This window comes from Algoriphagus antarcticus, assembly GCF_002150685.1.
Lineage (GTDB): Bacteria > Bacteroidota > Bacteroidia > Cytophagales > Cyclobacteriaceae > Algoriphagus > Algoriphagus antarcticus.
In genome coordinates this window covers 80,733-99,672 of record NZ_MSSW01000042.1, presented here as the reverse complement: position 1 = coordinate 99,672, position 18,940 = coordinate 80,733, and the positions used below count along the sequence as shown (strand labels likewise).

Genomic DNA, 18,940 nt, shown 5'->3' with positions numbered 1-18,940 from the left:
TCTACAGGCGGACACTAAGGTAAAATGAAATGAAATAAAAAAAGGGGGTTAAAACCCCCTTTTTACTTGTGTGCTTACTTATCCGAGGTAAGGTTTTAGCGTCTTACTACGGGACGTATGTCTCAATCGTCGGATTGCCTTCTCTTTGATTTGTCTAACTCGCTCTCTGGTTAGGTTGAATTTTTCTCCGATTTCTTCCAAAGTCATTGCATGCTCACCATTTAGACCAAAGTAGAGCGTGATCACATCAGCTTCTCTTTGGGTCAAAGTGGAAAGTGCACGTTGAACTTCTTTACGAAGTGAATCATTCATCAAGCCATCATCTGGCTTTGCATCACCGTCATTTTCCAATACATCCAAAAGGCTGTTTTCTTCACCTTGAACGAATGGAGCATCCATAGATACGTGTCGGCCAGAAATCTTCATGGTATCCACGACTTCATTCGCAGTTACTTCCAGCACTTCCGCCAATTCCTCCGGAGATGGCTCGCGCTCAAATTTCTGCTCAAGCTCGCTGAATGTCTTGCTGATCTTATTCAGTGAACCTACTCTGTTCAATGGAAGACGAACAATTCTGGACTGTTCTGCAAGTGCCTGAAGGATAGATTGCCTAATCCACCATACGGCATAGGAGATGAATTTAAATCCACGAGTTTCATCAAATCGCTGTGCAGCTTTGATCAATCCAAGGTTACCCTCATTGATCAAATCCCCCAAGGAAAGTCCTTGGTTTTGGTACTGCTTGGCAACTGATACTACAAATCGAAGGTTGGCCTTGGTCAATTTTTCCAGTGCCAATTGGTCACCTTCTCTAATTCTCTTAGCCAAAACTACCTCTTCGTCTGCTGTCAACAGGTCAACTTTTCCAATCTCTTGAAGATATTTATCCAGGGATTGACTTTCTCTGTTGGTAATCTGTTTGCTAATCTTTAGCTGCCTCATTCAGGAATATGATTTGTGAAATTTAATTGTTTAAGAAAATCAAATTAATCAAATGTTTCGATTAACCTTATGCACTAAGCTTTGGTTTTTATGGTTTTGGCAATAAAGCTTTTCTTGAAAGCTTGAATTTGCCAGTTTTCTTATCGACATCGATCAATTTAACCTGTATTTCTTCTCCTGGCTCAAGTACACCGTCCATGGTTTCTAATCGTTCGTGCTTTATCTCGGAGATATGAAGTAAACCATCCTTACCCGGCATAAATTCCACAAAGGCGCCAAAAGGTTGAATATTTTTCACTTTACCTGTGTAGGTCTCTCCTATTTCAGGCTGAGCCACGATTGATTTGATACGTGCAAGTGCAGCATTAAGTTTATCTTGATTAGCAGAGAAAATATTGATTTTACCTTGATTGTCGATCTCTTCGATAACTATAGTTGCTCCAGTATCTTTCTGGATTTCCTGAATCACTTTTCCGCCTGGCCCGATCACAGCACCGATTAATTCCTTAGGAATCATCATGATAAATGAACGTGGAGTATGTGGCTTCAATTCTGCCTTAGGCGCAGCAAGAGTTTTGGTGATTTCATCCAAAATATGAAGTCTTCCGTCTTTAGCCTGAAGCAATGCTTCTTTCAATACGGAATAATCCAGTCCTTCGACTTTCAAATCCATCTGACAAGCAGTGATCCCTTTAGCAGTACCTGTCACTTTGAAATCCATATCACCTAAGTGATCTTCGTCTCCTAAAATATCAGAAAGAATAGAATATTTACCAGTCTTCGCATCAGAAATCATTCCCATTGCGATGCCGGTGACAGCAGATTTGATAGGAATACCAGCATCCATCAATGCCAATGAACCAGCACAAACGGTAGCCATGGAAGATGAACCATTAGATTCCAAGATATCAGAAACGATACGGATAGTATAGGGATTCTCTTCTACTGGAGGAAGAACTTTTCTCAAAGCTCTCATGGCTAAATTACCATGACCTACTTCTCTTCTTCCCGGGCCTCTGTTTATCTTTACTTCACCTGTAGAGAAACCTGGAAAATTATAGTGAAGATAAAATTTGTTGTAACCTGAAATGGTCGCTCCATCTACCATCATTTCATCCATCTTTGTACCTAAAGTACAAGTAGTAAGAGATTGAGTTTCACCTCTGGTAAATAATGCAGAACCGTGAGCAGATGGCAAGTAATCAACAACAGACCAGATAGGTCTTACTTCGTCAAGTTTTCTACCGTCCAATCTTTTCTTCTCGTTCAAGGTCAAGTTTCTTGCAGCCTCCTTGTGGATTTTGCTGAAATATGGACCAATTAGACTTGCTTCGAATCCGTGATCATCGCCTAAGCCAGATACAAATTCTTCTTTAATTTCTTTGATCAAAGCCGAACGCTCAGATTTGTTAGCAATCAGCTTGCTTACTGAGGCGTAAAGTTTGTCATACACATCTGCTCTCATCTTATCGAAAAGTGCTGGATCAGACTTCTCATGATTATATTCTCTCTTTACTTCCTTGCCTACAAGCTTGGTAAGCTCTATCTGAGCCTGGCAATGTCTCTTGATTTCCTCATGAGCATATTGCATGGCTTCAAGCATCTCTTCTTCCTGAATCTCGTTTGCCTCGCCTTCTACCATTAGGATAAAGTCGAGTGAACCTGCTACGATAAATTCCAAAGAAGCCGTTGCTAACTCAGTTGGAGTAGGGTTGATTTTCAACTTGCCATCAATTTTCGCTACGCGGACTTCAGATATAGGGCCATTGAAAGGTATATCGGAAACAGCCAAAGCAGCAGAAGCAGCAAGACCGGCTAATGCATCTGGAAGCACATCCTCGTCACCACTGATTAATGAAATGGCAATCTGAGTATCTGCATGATAATCGTCAGGAAAGATTGGTCGAATAGCTCTATCTACGATACGGCTAATCAAAATCTCGTAATCAGAAAGCCTTCCTTCTCTCTTCAAAAATCCTCCAGGAATTTTTCCTGAGGAGGCAAATTTCTCTTGATAGTCAACAGACATAGGTAAAAAATCCACCCCTTCTCCAGCTTCTTTCTTGGATACTACTGTAGCCAAAAGCATAGCTTTTCCCATCTTCACTACTACTGATCCATCAGCCTGCTTGGCCAATGCGCCAGTTTCTATTGTAATTTCTCTGCCATCTTCTAGGGTGATGGTCTTGGTGATTAAGTTCGGTAACATAAATGATTGTTTGTTTGCGTCGTTAGTGATAAAAGTCTTCGATAACCTAAAAATAAAAAAGTAAGGTTCTCACTCAAGAGAACCTTACTAAATTGGTTATTTTCTGATTCCTAGCTCGGCGATGATTGATCTATATCGCTCGATTTCTTTCTTATGAAGGTAATCCAATAGGCTTCTTCTCTTACCTACTAGCTTCAACAAACCAAGTCTTGAGGAGTGATCCTTTTTATTTGACTTCAAATGCTCAGTCAAATGCTTGATTCTGTGTGTAAAGAGGGCAATCTGAGACTCAGGAGATCCTGTGTCAGTAGCAGATTTTAACCGTCCATGATTCTTAAATAACTCTTCTTTAATCTCTGAGGATAAATACATGTTTAGCTAAATTTTGTAAAACAACCACAAATGTAGGGTTAATTTTGAGAAAATGAAAGCTTAATGCGCTTTTGAGCGAAGAACTTTAAAGCGCTTCTGAATGCTTTTCCAAATGCTTACATAAAAGTCTCCCTCAAACAATCGAGCATCTTTTCGTGCTTGCTTCACAAAGAATAATCCAAAAGGGAGCAAACATAAATTTGAAAACCAGGTCCCAAATAAGGGGTCGGTAATACCTTCCTTTGCCCACTTCTCACCCGTAATTGTGAGCATATAATAGACGATAAAGAAAATTATGGAAATCAAAACAGGCATTCCCAAACCGCCTTTTTTAATAATAGCTCCAAGAGGTGCGCCAATTAAAAACATCGCAAAACAGGCAAATGCTTGTGTGTATTTTTGATACCAAGCTATCTGAAACCTTCTGTAATCTCTTTGATAATTGTCGATTTGGGTCATTTTAGTATTGAAATTGTTTTGCAAACTCCGAGAATTATTCAACGCCATTGTAATCGCATTCTGATTATATCCTCGCTTTGTGACCATAGAGTCTATTTGTGCCTTCTCTATATCTGTTAATGCTGCAGTTCGTGGCACTTTGACCACTTTAATAGGAACTAAACTACTATTTGTATCCCGTTCAGCTAGTTTAGTTTGAGCCTTTTCTTTGCTTTTAGGCGAAAGAAATAGTGAATCACTGCGTGAAATCTTACTGGAAGCAGTGACTGACTTTATATTACTAATAACCGAATCGTTGGTCGTGGAGAGAGTCCTTGATTCTGGTTTATCAATCAATACGGATGAAGTATCTATCTCTGCTAGGCTTTCAATTAAGTAAAGGGAATCTAATTGATCTCTATCCCTTTTCATTCTTTGTGTTCTGATAGAATCATCCAGCGCTTTACGCTCCAGTATGTCCGCTGCAGGTATGAATTTTCTATCTCTTGTAAAAAAGGGATAAATACTTTCAGAATTCTGATAGTTTTGATAGAGCTGCTCATTGACTAAGGAACCAATTGAGTCGAGGCCTAGCTTTATTTCGGATATGTTTTTAATAGACCTGTTAGTTGACCAAGCATCTTCCGCAGTCCTATTGAGCTTGAAAGTATTATTTAGATCAAAAACAATCACATTTGCATCAAACGATGTCCGATTGAAGTCATTTGGTTTTTCAGCAATTCCTCTCGCTTGTCTATCTTCATGATAGTTTATCCCATGAAAAAGGGAGAGCTTCATATAATTTTCGCTAAAAAAAGGTTCCATCCTGCCAGAATCTGCAAGAGTTACATCTAAATTACCCGTTCCGTTTCCAGCATGGCTATAAATCAAAATATCTTTAAGCCCATACTCTCCTACTTTCTCATTGACTTTGATACTATATCCAGGAATACCATCGTAGAAGACCCCAGCTTTAATATCCAAGGCTGGGGATTTCATTCGAATGTCGTAGAGTAAACTAAAAGTCTTAAGATTTACCTTAGGCACCAGATAATTATTTGACAAGTAAGCTGCAAATGATAATACTATCACAAATACGCCGATTGGTCGTAATGCACGTAACAAGGATATTCCGCTGCTTTTGATAGCTGTAAGCTCAAAATGCTCTCCAAGATTACCAAAAGTCATCAAACTGGAAAGCAATACTGCGAGAGGTAATGCCATAGGAGAAATACTGATAACAAAATAGCCTATCAGCTCCATGTAGATCCAAAAATCCAGACCTTTCCCAAAAATCTCGTCGAAGTATTTCAGCATGTTGACGGTCAACAGGATGAAATCCACAACAATAAAGGTCAATAAAAATGGGCCTAAAAAAGACCCAAGTATAAGTTTATCTAGTTTCTTCATTATTCAAACTGCTCACAAGGCAAATACGAAGCCTTGGAGTCGAAGTTCAAATTTGGTAAAATCAATTGAGATTACCCACCTATAATTTCTTTCAATCTTCCAATCATCCCTTCCCAGATAGCGACTAACTCATCATCTTCATAGCTATCAGAGTAATCTATCACTTTTAAAAACAACGTTTGGGTGAGATCATTTTCTTCCAGTTTAAATTCTATGAAAGCATGATCTGACTCATCTGGATTTTTAGGATCGTAAAATTCAAATTTGACATGGGAATTACTTCGCTGAGAAGCTAGACGGGCATAATGGTCCTCGTTGTCAAAATTGAAGATATAGTTCTTATCCTCGTTTATTTTCACTTCATCTGCAAACCACTCTTCTAGTCCACTCGCGGTACTCAAATAATGGAATACTATTTTTTTGGAGGCATTGATTTGATAATCAGCCACAAACTTATTTTTAACCATGATATTCGCTTTTACACTATGTAAAAAATCACTTTTTTAAAGAACGTCAACTTGCATTTCACAGTACAAGACCTCATATTTGCATTCCCATTTGAAAGGGAGGTTTTCTGGGTTGATAATATACGATTCTCAACAAAATCATTAGACTGATGAATGTGCTTTAATATAGGCATTAATTTCAAAAATCAATACCCCATAAATGATTCTGAGGTATTAGAAAATGTTTGAAGTAACTGAATAAACATTAAAAAATATTTGGAGAGGTAGCTCATCCCGATATGTATCGGGAGTTATTATACATGGCGAGGTAGCTCAGTTGGTTAGAGCGCAGGATTCATAACCCTGAGGTCGGGAGTTCAAATCTCCCTCTCGCTACTAAAGGCTTTCAGAAATGGAAGCCTTTTTCTTTTTGCTTAAATTGAAAATAAAGAGAAGCGCAGGCAAGATTCCGTATAATCACAAAAATAATATTCTTCCTCATTATTCTTACACTCAGGATTCCTATACGCTACCTTTTAGACTTACATGCATAACCGATAAGGATTTGCGACCTACAGGTAAATTCAAATCTCGTTTTGTTATCCAAGAATACTTTGGTGAGCTTCAAAAATTTTCCCCCAATCACTTCCCTTTTGTTTCCTGTATCAAGTTTGCAACCAATGCCGTCCATCCAGTTTGATGGGATGCTCCTATGCCCCTACCATTGTCTCCATGGAAGTATTCATAAAAAAGGATAAGATCTTTAAAATTCTCGTCTGCATACCATTTCTTATGTAGAGAATTTACCGTGCGATCTCCATTTTCATTTTTCTCAAATATCTTGATCAATCGCTTACTTAACTCTTGACTGATTTCATTGAGATCAAGGAGATTTTTTGATCCGGTAGGATATTCAAACTTTAAATTTTCACCTGCATACTTAAAATATTCCTTCAGCGCATCGATGAAAAGATAATTTAAGGGAAACCACACTGGCCCTCTCCAGTTGGAATTGCCCCCAAAAAGAGAAGTGGTAGACTCCGCAGGTTCATAACTAATTCCATAATCAACCGAGTCAATCGTAATGTTATAGGCAGTTTCGTGGATTTTTGATAAAGATCGTATTCCATGAGGGCTAAGGAATTCATTTTCATCTAATAGGGCTTTAAGCAATTTCCTCGCTCTATCTTCAGGTACTAAGGAAAGAAGCAAATCTTTACCCTCATCATAATCCTGGATCACCTTATACTTCAATTTACCCCTTCTGTATTTCACAAACCACAACACACTTTTTTGAAACTTAGGCAACTTCTGTAGCACCTCTTTCTTTATACAAAACACAGCTGCCAGCGAGAGCATACCGGCAATAGATCTCACTTTTATCGGCATAAAAGTATTATCTGGAAGTATAAGTTGATCGTAAAAAAAAGCATCCTTGTCATCCCATATTCCTTCGAAGTCTTTACTCATTTTATTAAGCGATTCTGCAATAAATACAAAATGGCCAAAGTATTTGGTAGCCATGTCTTCAAACGTTTCATCTTCCAAGGCAAGTTCTAAACTTATTTGGAGCATATTCTGACAAAATAGCGTCATCCATGCGGTACCATCTACTTGTTCAAGAATCCCATTACCTGGCACCCCTTTGCTTCTGTCAAATACGCCTATATTGTCCAAACCTAGAAACCCCCCTTCAAATACGTTGTTCGATCTTCCGTCTAGTCTATTGACCCACCAGGTGAAGTTCAGGCTGAGCTTATTGAACATTCTTTTCAAGAAATTGATGTCCCCTTTTCCTGTTGCATTTTTTTCCAAAAGGAAAATTTTGATAGCAGCCCAAGCCTGCACGGGAGGATTGACATCGCTCAAAGACCATTCATAGGCTGGTATCTGACCATTGGGAGCCATATACCATTCTTTTGTAAAAAGTAGTAACTGCTTTTTTGCAAAGTCTGGATCTATCAATGCGAAAGTGACACAATGGAAAGCGGTATCCCATGCTGCATACCATGGATATTCCCATGCGTCTGGCATAAGCATAATATCATGGTTGCGCAGCTTATCCCAACTACTGTTCCTGCCCCTTAGTCGGGAAACTGGCGGTTTGGGTTCTTTAGCATCACCTTCCAGCCATGTCTCTACATCATAATTGTAATATTGTTTTGACCAAAGTAAACCTGCTAATGCCTGTTTTTGAATAGCAGCCTGATCTATGGAGATGTCAGCGGTTAACGTCTGATAGAAAATGTCAGATTCAGATTTTCTGGCTTTGAAAATTGTCTCAAAGTCTTCATCAAAAGGATTTTCCACAGCTGATTTGCAAAGTCTGAGCCGAATGATAACCTGCTCTCCTCCGCCGATATTTCGCTGATATAGAGGTGAAAATTTAGTTCCGCTTTGATTTTGGCAAGCTTTAGAAAAATCGTTGTTTACTACAGCATCGTGAAAAAGATCCTTTTTGAAAGAGTGATCGTTTTTTACGCCAAATAATTTTTCTGTATTGGTCTCATTTTCGGTAAAAAGTAACTGGTCAGCTTCTTCAAAATATAAATTGTAGTTGCCCACATAGGAATGTGAAATAGATACAAAGTGAGATTTGCTCTTCGATTGCTTTTGAATGGCTGGCTTTGGATCGATCTCTCGGAAACTCCAATAGTTGCGAATCCATAAAGTAGGTAAAATGCTGAGTGGTGCAGCCTCAGTATTTCTATTTGTAATGGTGATTTGGATGAGTAAATCTTCAGAATCTGCTTTCGCATATTCAGTGATCACATCGAAATAAGCATTTCCATCAAAAATACCAGTATCGAGAATCTCGTATTCTAAGGCATTTCTGTCTCTTTTTTGATTTTCCTTAATTAGCTCTTCATAAGGATATTCGTTTTGGCTGTACTTATACAGCTGCTTCATATACGAATGGGTAGGTGTATTTTCTAAATAGTAATACAACTCTTTCACATCCTCTGCATGGTTTCCCTGATTTCCAGTGAGTCCAAAAAGTCGCTCTTTTAATATTGGATCTTTACCGTTCCAAAGTGCCACAGCAAAGCAAATGTTGCAATATTCATCTGATATGCCAGCGATCCCGTCTTCCCCCCAGCGGTATACTCGTGACCGTGCATGATCGTGTGGAAAGTATTCCCAAGCGCTTCCATCTGCACTATAATCTTCCCTGACAGTCCCCCATTGTCTTTCACTCAGATATGGACCCCATTTTAGCCAGTCTTTTTCTTTGGTGTTTTTCTCTAAAATGCGCTTTTGCTCAGCAGATTCTTTTGACATCTTTATCTAAAATTTTAACCGTTTTCTGTAAAACCAGGATAGCAAGTCATGCCTCCATCTACAAATATTGTAGTTCCATTGATATATTCAGACTCATCAGATGCCAGCCAAGCAGCCGTACTTCCAATATCCTCTGGTACCCCAATTCTCTTATATGGAATAAGCCTATGCAGTTTCGTTAAAGCTTCTTGGCTTTCCCAAGCATCTTTATTAATAGGAGTCTGGATTGCACCCGGAGCAATGCCATTACATCGAACCTTGAGAGGAGCATATTCCTGACAAATACTTTCCATCAACATGACTATGGCTCCTTTTGTAGCTGCGTAGTTAGCATGCCCAGACCAGGGAATAATCTGATGAACAGAGCTTGTGTGTATAATTTTACCCAAAGAACTCGAAACTTCAGGACGCATTCCACGCCTTAGGAATTCTCGGATTGCTTCTCTAGCGCATAAAAACTGCCCGGTTAGATTCACATCCAAGACCAGCTGCCAATCTTCAAGTTTCATTTCATGCAAGCTTGAATCTCTTTGCAAACCTGCATTGGGAACACAGATATCAACAGTGCCAAAATGGTCTACTGCCTGTTTGAACATACTGACCACTTGATCCTCTTTACTCACATCACACTTCACAGCTATCGCGCCTCCGCAGCATTTATCTCCTATAATAGCATGAGCGATCTCTTCTGCTTTTTCAGGGTTGGAAATGTAATTGACTATTACATTTGCGCCTTCTCTGCCCAAAGCATAGGCAATTGCCTCTCCTATTCCTGAATTTGCTCCAGTGACTATGGCTGTTTGTCCTACTAATCGTTTGTTGATTTTTTGCATGTGTTCGTGGATTTCTAAGAGCATTCTTTGGAAGAAGTTTTTATTACAAAGAATGCTTTTGGATAAAAGGTCTAGTCGAACTTTCAAGGTATAAATATGAGGTAGTAATTTCATTAATAAAAAATATGTATGTACGCTTTTCTGCCAGTAAGCGAATTCTCTTTGGTCAATGGGTTGGAAGACCGAAGACCGGTGTAAATCAGAATTCAAGGTGTCTTTGAATTTTTGATCCTATAAATTTTCTACTGGCAAGATTCCGTATAATCACAGTAAAAAATCGCAGAAACCAAAAATAACCTTATCAGTCAACTCTTTTAGAACACGAAGCCCAGTAGCAGGTAAATTTTGCTTTTGGAGGGAGGTGGATATTCATATCCTCGCATTACCTAACGAAAATATATTATCTATTTTTAGCAGATGATATCTCCCGAAATAAAGAATCCACCAACTTCACTTTTTGAGAAATTCAAGTTTCTTGGACCTGGATTTATACTTTCAGCTTCCATTGTAGGTTCAGGAGAATTAATCGCTACTACTGTACTTGGAGCAAAAGGAGGCTTTATCACGTTTTGGATTATTCTAGTCAGTTGCTTGGTCAAAGTCGCCATTCAGCTGGAGTTTGGAAAAAATGCCATTGTAACCGGAAAGCCGCTTATGGGTTCATTCTCCAAGTTGCATGGGCCAAAAAACTGGGCAGTTTGGACTACCTTTTTATTGACACTTTTCAAGATTCTTCAATTGGGCGGGATGATTGGTGGAGCAGCCATAGCTTTAAGTATGCTTTTGCCTCAGCTCTCCCCTATTTTACTTGCTTTCATTTTGGGCGCAGTTACTAGCTTATTGATTTACAGAAATTACTACAGCATCGTTGAAAAGACTTCTATGTTTATGGTGGTGGGCTTTACTGTTTTTACGCTTGCTTCTGTGATAGCTGTTAACTACAGTCCGTTTGGTTTTACTTTTTCAGATTTGGCAAGTGGTTTAACCTTTACTTTACCTTCAGATCTGATTTTTGTCGCTATAGGTGCTTTTGGGATCACGGGAGTCGCAAGTGACGAGATTATTGCTTACACCTATTGGTGCCTGGAGAAAGGCTATGCCAAATATACTGGTGAAAATGACGGCAGTGAAGAGTGGAAAAATCGGGCAAATGGCTGGATAAAAATAATGTACTTGGATGCAATCGTCGCAATGGTAATCTATACGGTAGTCACTGCCGCCTTTTATTTATTAGGAGCCTCTATCCTATATGGCAATGAGGCTATCCCAAGTGGCAATGAACTGATAGAAACCTTAGCCAATATCTACACACAAACGCTGGGGGAAAATGCCCGTCTTGCTTATATCACGGGAGCATTCTTTGTGCTTTTTTCAAGTGTATTTGCTACACTGGCTTATTGGACGAGACTGTTTCCGGATATCTTCGGAGAATTAGGTTGGATAGATTGGCAAGATCTGAAAACCAGAAGAACTTGGGTGGCGATATTGGCCTGGGTTTTACCAGTTCTCTGGGCAATTGCCTTTGCTTTTGTGAAACTCCCTGCTTTTATGGTCTTGTCTGGAGGCGTGATAGGCTCTGTCTTGCTATTATTGGTTGTCTATGCAGCCATTCAGTTTCGATTTAAGAATGATGCTTTAAACCTAGCTTCAGGATATTTGTCAAGCATTCTGTTTTGGCTAAGTGTGGTTTCTATAGGAATGGTATCTGTGTATGGAATTGTGAAGCTGATCTAAGTCAAATTGAATCATGGATTAGCAAAAATTCTACAATTCAGATCTCTCCAAAATCAACACCATATCCTGCTCAAGTGGATTTTCAAATTCAAGCACATGACCTTGCTTATTCAAAGAAATTGCCTGATATGAATTCTTAACTGGGTCAAACCAACGCACGTTATATTCAATACCATCCAGTACAAAAAGTTTAACGAGCTGCTTTACGGGAGAATAAACCAAAATAGTTGATTTATCCTCATTAGCCACGACCGATACAAAATGATTAAATACCTTATCTCCAGGCTGCTCGACCAGTAATTCATTTGCTGGTCTGAATTTCACCCAATCAAACTTGCTAATCATCTCATGTAAGTAACCTATCTGGTGACTTCCATAGAAGTCAAGGCTTTCTTTCCAGGTATGCGTTCCTTTGGACGAACCATGGTTTTCTATTTCCTCTCCATTTCTCAGCCAAGGCCATATCCCATTGGCTCCGTAAGTAATTCCAGAAATCGGTGCTGCAAACACACTCCAATAAGAGGCATTTCGGACATCCTTAGCAGTAATTTTAAATCCAATCTCCTCGTAATTTGGTTCAGTATTGATGAGAGGAACCGGGCGGATCTTTTGCCACCTGTCAGCAACTGGTCCTTTATTAATCCAATTGACGGTATTTGCTTCATTGGAATGTGAAGATTGGTAGGTGACCACATCATACCATTCCTGATCTTCGTACAAGTCCCCTATCCATGACAATCCATGCGGATGCAGCGTAACCAAACCTAGATGCTTTCCCTCTCCAAAAACCTGAGAACCGATTGATTTCCATCTTTCTTCCAAATCCCCGTAATATTTACCGTCTCCCCCCAGTGTCCATAGCACATGGTTTCCCTGATATCTAGCGACAATATACTTTGCCAGCAAAACTGCTTCTTTTATCGGCAAATAATAGCCTGGACTAAATTCGGATCCTTCTCCAAATGGAAGCGCCCAAAGAATAACTGGGGAAACGACCAAACCCTTTTCATTGGCTTCTTCTATTTTCTGATCAATTCGATCAAAAAAAGTTGGATCGAGCGTAATTCTACCTGAACCGGTAAAAGCTACTTTTCCTTCGGCATTTGAAGTTCCACCTCTCCATTGAGTAGTTACCAATTGAATGGTATTATAGTGATGGGCCTTTCTATTGTTCAAATAATAATCCCATTCTTCATCAGTTGATTTCAAGGCTCCATTCCAGGCAGTACACGCTGTCCAGAAAAACGGAGTTCCGTCGGCAAGACTTAGATGATAGGTACCTTTTGGTTGGATCAGGTTACCTTTTTGGTAAATATCCAGCTCACTTTCATTTTCTATGCATTCGAAAGTTCCTTTGACCTCATGCAAACCTGAGTTATTTGTATCAGATGAGATAGATCTAAAATTCCATACACCCACTTCATCTGGCATAAATCTAACTTTCCAGTTTCTTCCTCCATCCCAAAAGCCTCTGACAGTTTTCTCCCGACCTGAAGGTGAAGAAAAAGTGATATCAAATGTATTGACATCATAAAGGGCATTTTCATAGTCTTTTGAGCTAGAAAATGTATGTTCAAACCGATCATATTTAGCCGTTTGGGCGAAGGAAAAGTGATGGCAAAGTGAGAACAGAATTATAAAAAATAATCGTAGGGATATCATAAACTATCTTCGGTTACCAGTGTCTTCGAATTAATTAAGGTAGTAAGATATGCAAATGAACGTTAACCAGATTTCCACCTAAATCTCCTAAACCAAAAAAGCCTTCCCGAGGGAAGGCTTTTAATAAAATAAGACAGTGCAACCTTATTTTACAGTTTCAACTACAGCTTTGAATGCTTCAGGGTGATTCATGGCTAGATCTGCCAAAACCTTACGGTTAAGTTCGATCTCACCTTTCTTCAATAATCCCATTAATTGAGAATAGGATACGCCGTGCATTCTTGCACCTGCGTTGATACGCTGAATCCATAAAGCTCTGAATTCTCTTTTCTTCGCTTTACGATCTCTGTACGCATACTGAAGACCTTTCTCATACTTGTTTTTGGCTACTGTCCAAACGTTGCTACCTCTTCCGAAGTAACCTCTTGTGGCTTTTAGCACTTTTTTTCTTCTTGCTCTGGACGCAACCGCGTTTACCGATCTAGGCATAGTGTTTTGTTTTTTGACAGTTGGTGCCTATTGCTAGGTCTTGATTACCAAACTATCTGGTGAATAAATAAACCTTAATTAATTAATTTTTTAAGCTACTGCTGAAAATCAGATTCTCAACATTGCTCTTACTCTACCTTCGTCAGATTCATGAACTAGACCAGTTTTGGTCAAGTTTCTCTTTCTTTTGGTAGCTTTCTTGGTTAGGATGTGGCTTTTGAAAGCGTGTTTCCTTTTAATTTTGCCGGTTCCCGTTAAAGCGAACCTCTTCTTTGCACCGGATTTGGTTTTTACCTTTGGCATTTTGCTGTATTTATTTAGTTGAAATTTATTTCTTTCCTGCCTTCGGAGCGATGAAGATGTTCATTCTCTTTCCTTCCATTTTTGGAAGCTGCTCTACTGCACCGAATTCTGCCAGCGCCTGAGCGAATTTCAGAAGTAGCATCTCTCCTCGTTCTTTAAACACAATGCTACGACCCACGAAATGTACGTATGCCTTCACCTTTGCGCCTTCTTTCAAGAAATTGATTGCATGCTTCAGTTTGAAATTGTAATCATGCTCATCCGTATTCGGTCCGAATCTGATTTCCTTCAAAACAATCTTCGCTGCATTGGATTTGATCTCCTTTTGCTTCTTTTTCTGCTCGTACTTAAACTTTGCGTAGTCAAGGATTTTACAAACTGGAGGTTCAACATTGGGAGAAATCTCTACAAGATCCAGATCATTTTCCTGAGCGAGTTTGATGGCTTTTTCGAGTGGGAGCAGTGCGTTACCGCCTTCGACGAAATCTCCAACCAGTCTTACTTCACGTGCTCTGATTTTGTGGTTTACTTTATAAGGCTCTTCCTGTCTACCTCTATAGGGTTGTCTTTGGTTTCTCAAGTTTGCGTTGATTGTTTTTATGAAATTGGATGCAAATATCGGAATTATTTCTAATTAAGAAAAACTGAATTAAATAATACCCTAGTATTACTTACTCAATGATGCTGAAATAATCCCTTGAAAATAATTTATAAACTCCTCCGCTGAGAAGTTACCTAGATCTCCTTCACCATGTTTACGGACAGAAAGCTTTCGCTCTTCCTGCTCCTTTTCTCCCACTATTAGCATAAAAGGCACTTTTTTAACTTCAGAGTCACGGATTTTTCTTCCGATTTTTTCATCTCTGTTATCTATAGAACCTGATATTCCTACCTCTTCGAGGATTGATTTTATCTCTTCAGCATATTCTACATATTTTTCAGAAATAGGCAAAATATTTATCTGCTCAGGAGAAAGCCATAGCGGGAAGTTGCCAGCACAGTGCTCGATGAGTACCGCAACGAAGCGTTCCAGAGAACCAAACGGTGCTCTGTGAATCATCACAGGTCTGTGTTTTTGGTTATCCGAGCCTATATATTCCAACTCGAATCTTTCTGGTAATTGATAATCCACCTGGATAGTTCCCAACTGCCATTTTCTTCCCAGAGCATCTTTGACCAAAAAGTCCAACTTTGGGCCATAGAATGCCGCTTCACCTAGCTCAGTAACTGTATCTAACCCCTTCTCTGCAGCAGCTTCGATAATCGCGGATTCTGCTTTGTTCCAAGCTTCATCACCGCCAATGTATTTGGTGGGATTTCCCGGATCTCTCAAGGAAATCTGGGCAGTGTAATCGTCAAAACCCAACGCTTTGAAAACCCAAAGAACTAAATCTATTACCTTGATAAATTCCTCTTTCACCTGATCCGGGCGACAGAAGATATGTGCATCATCCTGAGTAAATCCTCTCACACGAGTCAAGCCATGCAGCTCACCACTTTGTTCGTATCGATAAACTGTTCCGAACTCTGCATAGCGAATCGGCAGCTCTTTATAGGAATGCGGCTTATGCTTGTAGATCTCACAATGATGTGGACAGTTCATCGGTTTCAACAAAAACTCCTCACCTTCATGCGGGGTAGTAATCGGCTGAAATGAATCCTTACCATATTTCTCGTAGTGCCCAGAAGTCTCATACAAAGCTTTGTGGCCAATATGTGGTGTAGTTACCTGCTGATATCCAGCCTTATCCTGCGCTTTCTTCATGAAATTCACCAATCGCTCACGCAATAAAGTGCCCTTAGGAAGCCAAAGCGGAAGACCCGCTCCTACTTTCTCAGAAAACATGAATAATTCTAATTCTCGTCCTAATTTTCTATGATCTCGCTTTTTTGCTTCTTCCAGCAAAGTCAGGTAATCGGATAGCTCCTTAGCTTTTGGGAAAGTAACGCCGTAAATACGAGTCAGCATTTTGCGCTTCTCATCCCCTCTCCAATAAGCTCCAGCGATGTTTGTCAGCTTCACAGCCTTTACAAAACCAGTATTTGGAATATGTGGGCCACGGCAAAGATCTACGAAGTTTCCTTGCTGATAGAATGTAATTGTACCATCTTCCAATCCTTCCAAAAGATCTAATTTGTACTCATCTCCTTTTTCCTGGAAATAATTGATCGCGTCTTTCTTCGACACATCTGAGCGGAGATATTCATTCTTTTCCCGAGCCAATTCGATCATTTTCTTCTCTATGGCTTCGAGTTCGGAACCGTCCAGTGTCTTATCACCAAAATCTACATCGTAGTAGAAACCTGTTTCGATCGGAGGTCCGATACCGAACTTGATACCCGGATGAAGAGTTTCCAATGCTTCTGCAAGCAGGTGAGCTGAAGAGTGCCAAAAAGTATTTTTGCCTTCTCCGTCATTCCAGGTCAATAATTGGACTTTTGAATCTTCATTGATCGCTCGGGTAGCATCCCAAACCTGTCCATTTACTTTTGCGGCTAGAACGTTTCTCGCTAAACCCTCGCTGATACTTGCAGCAATCTGTAGTCCGGTAGTTCCTTTGTCATACTCCTTCACAGTGCCATCCGGAAGGGTAATGTTAATAAGTTGTGACATGTGTAAAATTAGTTCTGCCCATACAAAAAGGCATAAATATTAAGCTGCAAATATGCAAAACACGAATGCAACCAAAAAATATATGGGAAGGGAATATGGAAATGAATACTTATTTCTTCACGGTATAGACGATTAGTACAGGATTTTCAGAGTCTTTGGCTGCAAAAGCTGCTTTGTGAAAAATATTTTTAGGTGCCTATTTTCAAGGCTTAAAGAAGCGCGGTGGTTTCATTTGTCGTCCGCGAAAAGTAGTTAGAACTAAATTGTTGAGCAGTGTGTTCAGACGTTTAGTAAAGCTTTTAAAAGTTTTTTAGGGTCTTGCCGGTTGTCCCAAAATGCTGCTATAATAATTTGTTCATCGGTGACTTTGTAATAAATACTAAACTTGTCCAAAGCTGATACTTTAATATCTTTGAAATCAGTCGATGTGTAAATAAAAGACTTTTCCGAAATTTGGTTGGTTCTTTTGGAAACTAATTTTAAAAGTTTTTTAGAATAGCTGGCTGACTTATTTCTTAACCCAATATTCTAAATGCCGACAAATTGAAGGTCTGCTGTTCTTGTCCAGATTATCTTGCGTTTAGCCATTCCTGATTTCTTTTGTCCATTGCTTCTTGAGAAATCAGTTTTCCGTTTTTTATATCTATCTCGCTCATTTCCAACATCATTTTTTGTTCTTCAGTCAATTCCACCTTACCGGATAAAGGCGCACTTGAAGAAATCAGTTTATCAAGAGCTTCTAAAAAATCTCTGTTTTTTATTGAAAGAAGTTTTTCTATCAATTCATTTCTTATACTGTCAACTGTAGCCATATTATTCTGCTTTAAGCTTAAATGTCGTGATTTATTTCTTTTTTTCAAATGCTTCTCAAGCTGTTAAGCCAAGTAACTCAAGATTAAATCAATTCTTCAAAATAGCCTATTTATGGTGGAGATTTGGTTAAAAATTCTCAGCTTTTTATAGACGAAACTCGACTAATAGTAATTGATCACTAGGATATAACTTCGATAGGACCTACATTATTTAAAAACTCTTACCAAAACTTACTCCTGCCCAATAAGGATAGAAGGACCAATTTCCTCCTGTTCTTGGCCGAGAGTCAATAATTGGCGTATAGCCAACCCTAAAAAAGAATCCACCCTCAGGTTTTTGGTATCTATAGCCTATCCTTAGAGGTATGGAGGCATCATAACCCACTTTTTCGATTAATTCTAAGGTTTCCGGATCAAAATCGAGGGTACTCGCTAGGTAAGATGTTAAACCAAAACCCAATTCCAGATGATGGTTTGACTTGCCGTAAAAGGCTGATACCTCTACGGGTACTAGTGGAAGCCATGTTGTTTTAGAATTTAACCTTCGAGGCAGCATAGAAAAACCTGCACTGGCATTCAACTTTAGCTTCCCTTTCTGATGGAAAATTTTGCTGTAGTTAATCGCATAGATTCCAGAACTTCCGCCAACTTCGAGATAAACAGCTTTTTTTGCGGTGAATGTTTCGGTTTCGGTTTGGGCAAAAGATTGAAATTGTTTTGACATCAAAACCAGCAAGAGGACGATAAAAATTGATTTAAAAGAAGCTAACATAATTTTAAAATCTTGTTTAAGGACTGATCAAATACAAACCTAAAAACTTTTTCCAAAACTCACACCTGCCCAATAAGGATTGAAAGACCAATTTCCTCCTGTTCTTGGCGGAAAGTCAATAATTGGCGTATAGCCAACCCTAAAAAAGAATCCCCCTTCAGGTTTTTGGTATCGATATCCGACTCTAAGAGGAATGAAGGCACCAAAAACCACTTTATCTCTAAATTCAAATGTTTCCGAAACTAATTTTAAGCTCGTGCTTAAGAAGGAGGTAAACCCAAAACCCATTTCCAGATGATGATTTGACTTGCCGTATAGGGCTGTGACCTCTAAAGGAATAACGGGAAGCCAACTAGTCTTCGAATCTAATTTTTCATTCCGCCACATAGAAAAACCTGCACTGGCATTCAATTTTAGCTTCCCTTTTTGATGAAATATCTTGCTGTAGTTGACTGCATATCTTCCAGAACTTCCTCCGACCTCAAGATAAACCGCATTTTTTGCGGTAAATGTTTCGGTTTCGGTTTGAGCCCTAGCCCCGAAGGAAATAGCTATAGCAAAGATCAAAACTAGCAATAATGAAGAATTATGTTGATGGTCCATGATTTTTCAATTGAGATGT

At 39.3% G+C, this 18,940-nt stretch carries 16 protein-coding genes and 1 tRNA gene; 2 read left to right on the top strand and 15 right to left on the bottom strand.

The genetic code is table 11. The features are described 5' to 3' along the window. Nucleotides 1-78: 78 nt before the first annotated feature. From BVH04_RS14340 to BVH04_RS14320, 5 genes are all read right to left on the bottom strand, one after another. On the bottom strand, nucleotides 79-942 hold the full coding sequence (locus BVH04_RS14340; protein ID WP_086542153.1) for a sigma-70 family RNA polymerase sigma factor: 864 nt from the start codon (nucleotides 940-942) through the stop codon (nucleotides 79-81). Between the two features lie 88 nt (nucleotides 943-1,030). Next, a complete protein-coding gene (gene pnp / locus BVH04_RS14335; RefSeq protein ID WP_086542152.1) occupies nucleotides 1,031-3,151 on the bottom strand; it encodes a polyribonucleotide nucleotidyltransferase in 2,121 nt (706 codons plus the stop codon). 96 nt (nucleotides 3,152-3,247) lie between these two features. Continuing rightward, complete coding sequence (rpsO, locus tag BVH04_RS14330) at nucleotides 3,248-3,523, bottom strand: 30S ribosomal protein S15 (protein WP_057936311.1); 276 nt, start codon at nucleotides 3,521-3,523, stop codon at nucleotides 3,248-3,250. Nucleotides 3,524-3,583: 60 nt separating this feature from the next. Next, on the bottom strand, nucleotides 3,584-5,371 hold the full coding sequence (locus BVH04_RS14325; RefSeq protein WP_086542151.1) for an LptF/LptG family permease: 1,788 nt from the start codon (nucleotides 5,369-5,371) through the stop codon (nucleotides 3,584-3,586). A 71-nt stretch (nucleotides 5,372-5,442) separates the two neighbouring features. Beyond that, the gene (locus BVH04_RS14320) at nucleotides 5,443-5,838 is read right to left on the bottom strand and encodes an START-like domain-containing protein (protein WP_086542150.1); all 396 of its coding nucleotides are present in this window, start codon (nucleotides 5,836-5,838) and stop codon (nucleotides 5,443-5,445) included. 301 nt (nucleotides 5,839-6,139) lie between these two features. Here BVH04_RS14320 and BVH04_RS14315 point away from each other — a divergent pair. Beyond that, nucleotides 6,140-6,213: transfer RNA gene (locus tag BVH04_RS14315), tRNA-Met, on the top strand. Nucleotides 6,214-6,459: 246 nt separating this feature from the next. Here the strand turns inward: BVH04_RS14315 and BVH04_RS14310 are convergent. Both BVH04_RS14310 and BVH04_RS14305 read right to left on the bottom strand, forming a co-directional pair. After that, on the bottom strand, nucleotides 6,460-9,099 hold the full coding sequence (locus tag BVH04_RS14310) for an MGH1-like glycoside hydrolase domain-containing protein (RefSeq protein ID WP_086542149.1): 2,640 nt from the start codon (nucleotides 9,097-9,099) through the stop codon (nucleotides 6,460-6,462). Between the two features lie 14 nt (nucleotides 9,100-9,113). Next, nucleotides 9,114-9,932: an SDR family oxidoreductase gene (locus tag BVH04_RS14305; RefSeq protein ID WP_086542177.1), complete on the bottom strand. Its 819-nt coding sequence runs from the start codon at nucleotides 9,930-9,932 to the stop codon at nucleotides 9,114-9,116. Between the two features lie 417 nt (nucleotides 9,933-10,349). On the opposite strand from BVH04_RS14305, the gene BVH04_RS14300 reads away from it, so the two are divergent. After that, nucleotides 10,350-11,666 (top strand): Nramp family divalent metal transporter, encoded by a 1,317-nt coding sequence (locus tag BVH04_RS14300; RefSeq protein WP_086542148.1) that lies wholly within the window; start codon nucleotides 10,350-10,352, stop codon nucleotides 11,664-11,666. A gap of 30 nt (nucleotides 11,667-11,696) precedes the next feature. On the opposite strand, the gene BVH04_RS14295 is transcribed toward BVH04_RS14300, so the two are convergent. The 8 genes from BVH04_RS14295 to BVH04_RS14255 form a co-directional block, all read right to left on the bottom strand. Beyond that, nucleotides 11,697-13,328: an apiosidase-like domain-containing protein gene (locus tag BVH04_RS14295; protein WP_086542147.1), complete on the bottom strand. Its 1,632-nt coding sequence runs from the start codon at nucleotides 13,326-13,328 to the stop codon at nucleotides 11,697-11,699. A gap of 144 nt (nucleotides 13,329-13,472) precedes the next feature. Continuing rightward, nucleotides 13,473-13,817 carry a 50S ribosomal protein L20 gene (gene rplT / locus BVH04_RS14290; RefSeq protein WP_086501406.1) on the bottom strand — a complete coding sequence of 115 codons (345 nt, stop codon included), beginning with the start codon at nucleotides 13,815-13,817 and terminating at the stop codon, nucleotides 13,473-13,475. Nucleotides 13,818-13,925: 108 nt separating this feature from the next. Next, a complete protein-coding gene (rpmI, locus tag BVH04_RS14285) occupies nucleotides 13,926-14,120 on the bottom strand; it encodes a 50S ribosomal protein L35 (protein ID WP_086501405.1) in 195 nt (64 codons plus the stop codon). 25 nt (nucleotides 14,121-14,145) lie between these two features. Continuing rightward, nucleotides 14,146-14,700 (bottom strand): translation initiation factor IF-3, encoded by a 555-nt coding sequence (infC, locus tag BVH04_RS14280; protein WP_086542146.1) that lies wholly within the window; start codon nucleotides 14,698-14,700, stop codon nucleotides 14,146-14,148. Between the two features lie 87 nt (nucleotides 14,701-14,787). Beyond that, complete coding sequence (gene thrS, locus BVH04_RS14275) at nucleotides 14,788-16,734, bottom strand: threonine--tRNA ligase (protein WP_086542145.1); 1,947 nt, start codon at nucleotides 16,732-16,734, stop codon at nucleotides 14,788-14,790. Between the two features lie 569 nt (nucleotides 16,735-17,303). Continuing rightward, nucleotides 17,304-17,546, bottom strand: coding sequence for a hypothetical protein (locus BVH04_RS14265; protein WP_086542144.1), 243 nt, complete (start codon nucleotides 17,544-17,546; stop codon nucleotides 17,304-17,306). Between the two features lie 211 nt (nucleotides 17,547-17,757). Further along, complete coding sequence (locus BVH04_RS14260) at nucleotides 17,758-18,318, bottom strand: hypothetical protein (protein ID WP_086542143.1); 561 nt, start codon at nucleotides 18,316-18,318, stop codon at nucleotides 17,758-17,760. A gap of 39 nt (nucleotides 18,319-18,357) precedes the next feature. Continuing rightward, complete coding sequence (locus BVH04_RS14255) at nucleotides 18,358-18,921, bottom strand: hypothetical protein (RefSeq protein WP_086542142.1); 564 nt, start codon at nucleotides 18,919-18,921, stop codon at nucleotides 18,358-18,360. Nucleotides 18,922-18,940 lie beyond the last annotated feature (19 nt).

What these genes read in the sequence shown, in the direction of transcription:
- BVH04_RS14325 (WP_086542151.1), bottom strand. Translation starts at nt 5,371, where the DNA reads ATGAAGAAACTAGATAAACTTATACTTGGGTCTTTTTTAGGCCCATTT.
- rpsO (WP_057936311.1), bottom strand. Translation starts at nt 3,523, where the DNA reads ATGTATTTATCCTCAGAGATTAAAGAAGAGTTATTTAAGAATCATGGA.
- pnp (WP_086542152.1), bottom strand. Translation starts at nt 3,151, where the DNA reads ATGTTACCGAACTTAATCACCAAGACCATCACCCTAGAAGATGGCAGA.
- BVH04_RS14300 (WP_086542148.1), top strand. Translation starts at nt 10,350, where the DNA reads ATGATATCTCCCGAAATAAAGAATCCACCAACTTCACTTTTTGAGAAA.
- BVH04_RS14295 (WP_086542147.1), bottom strand. Translation starts at nt 13,328, where the DNA reads ATGATATCCCTACGATTATTTTTTATAATTCTGTTCTCACTTTGCCAT.
- BVH04_RS14340 (WP_086542153.1), bottom strand. Translation starts at nt 942, where the DNA reads ATGAGGCAGCTAAAGATTAGCAAACAGATTACCAACAGAGAAAGTCAA.
- BVH04_RS14255 (WP_086542142.1), bottom strand. Translation starts at nt 18,921, where the DNA reads ATGGACCATCAACATAATTCTTCATTATTGCTAGTTTTGATCTTTGCT.
- BVH04_RS14310 (WP_086542149.1), bottom strand. Translation starts at nt 9,099, where the DNA reads ATGTCAAAAGAATCTGCTGAGCAAAAGCGCATTTTAGAGAAAAACACC.
- BVH04_RS14305 (WP_086542177.1), bottom strand. Translation starts at nt 9,932, where the DNA reads ATGCAAAAAATCAACAAACGATTAGTAGGACAAACAGCCATAGTCACT.
- thrS (WP_086542145.1), bottom strand. Translation starts at nt 16,734, where the DNA reads ATGTCACAACTTATTAACATTACCCTTCCGGATGGCACTGTGAAGGAG.
- BVH04_RS14260 (WP_086542143.1), bottom strand. Translation starts at nt 18,318, where the DNA reads ATGTTAGCTTCTTTTAAATCAATTTTTATCGTCCTCTTGCTGGTTTTG.
- rpmI (WP_086501405.1), bottom strand. Translation starts at nt 14,120, where the DNA reads ATGCCAAAGGTAAAAACCAAATCCGGTGCAAAGAAGAGGTTCGCTTTA.
- rplT (WP_086501406.1), bottom strand. Translation starts at nt 13,817, where the DNA reads ATGCCTAGATCGGTAAACGCGGTTGCGTCCAGAGCAAGAAGAAAAAAA.
- BVH04_RS14320 (WP_086542150.1), bottom strand. Translation starts at nt 5,838, where the DNA reads ATGGTTAAAAATAAGTTTGTGGCTGATTATCAAATCAATGCCTCCAAA.
- BVH04_RS14265 (WP_086542144.1), bottom strand. Translation starts at nt 17,546, where the DNA reads ATGGCTACAGTTGACAGTATAAGAAATGAATTGATAGAAAAACTTCTT.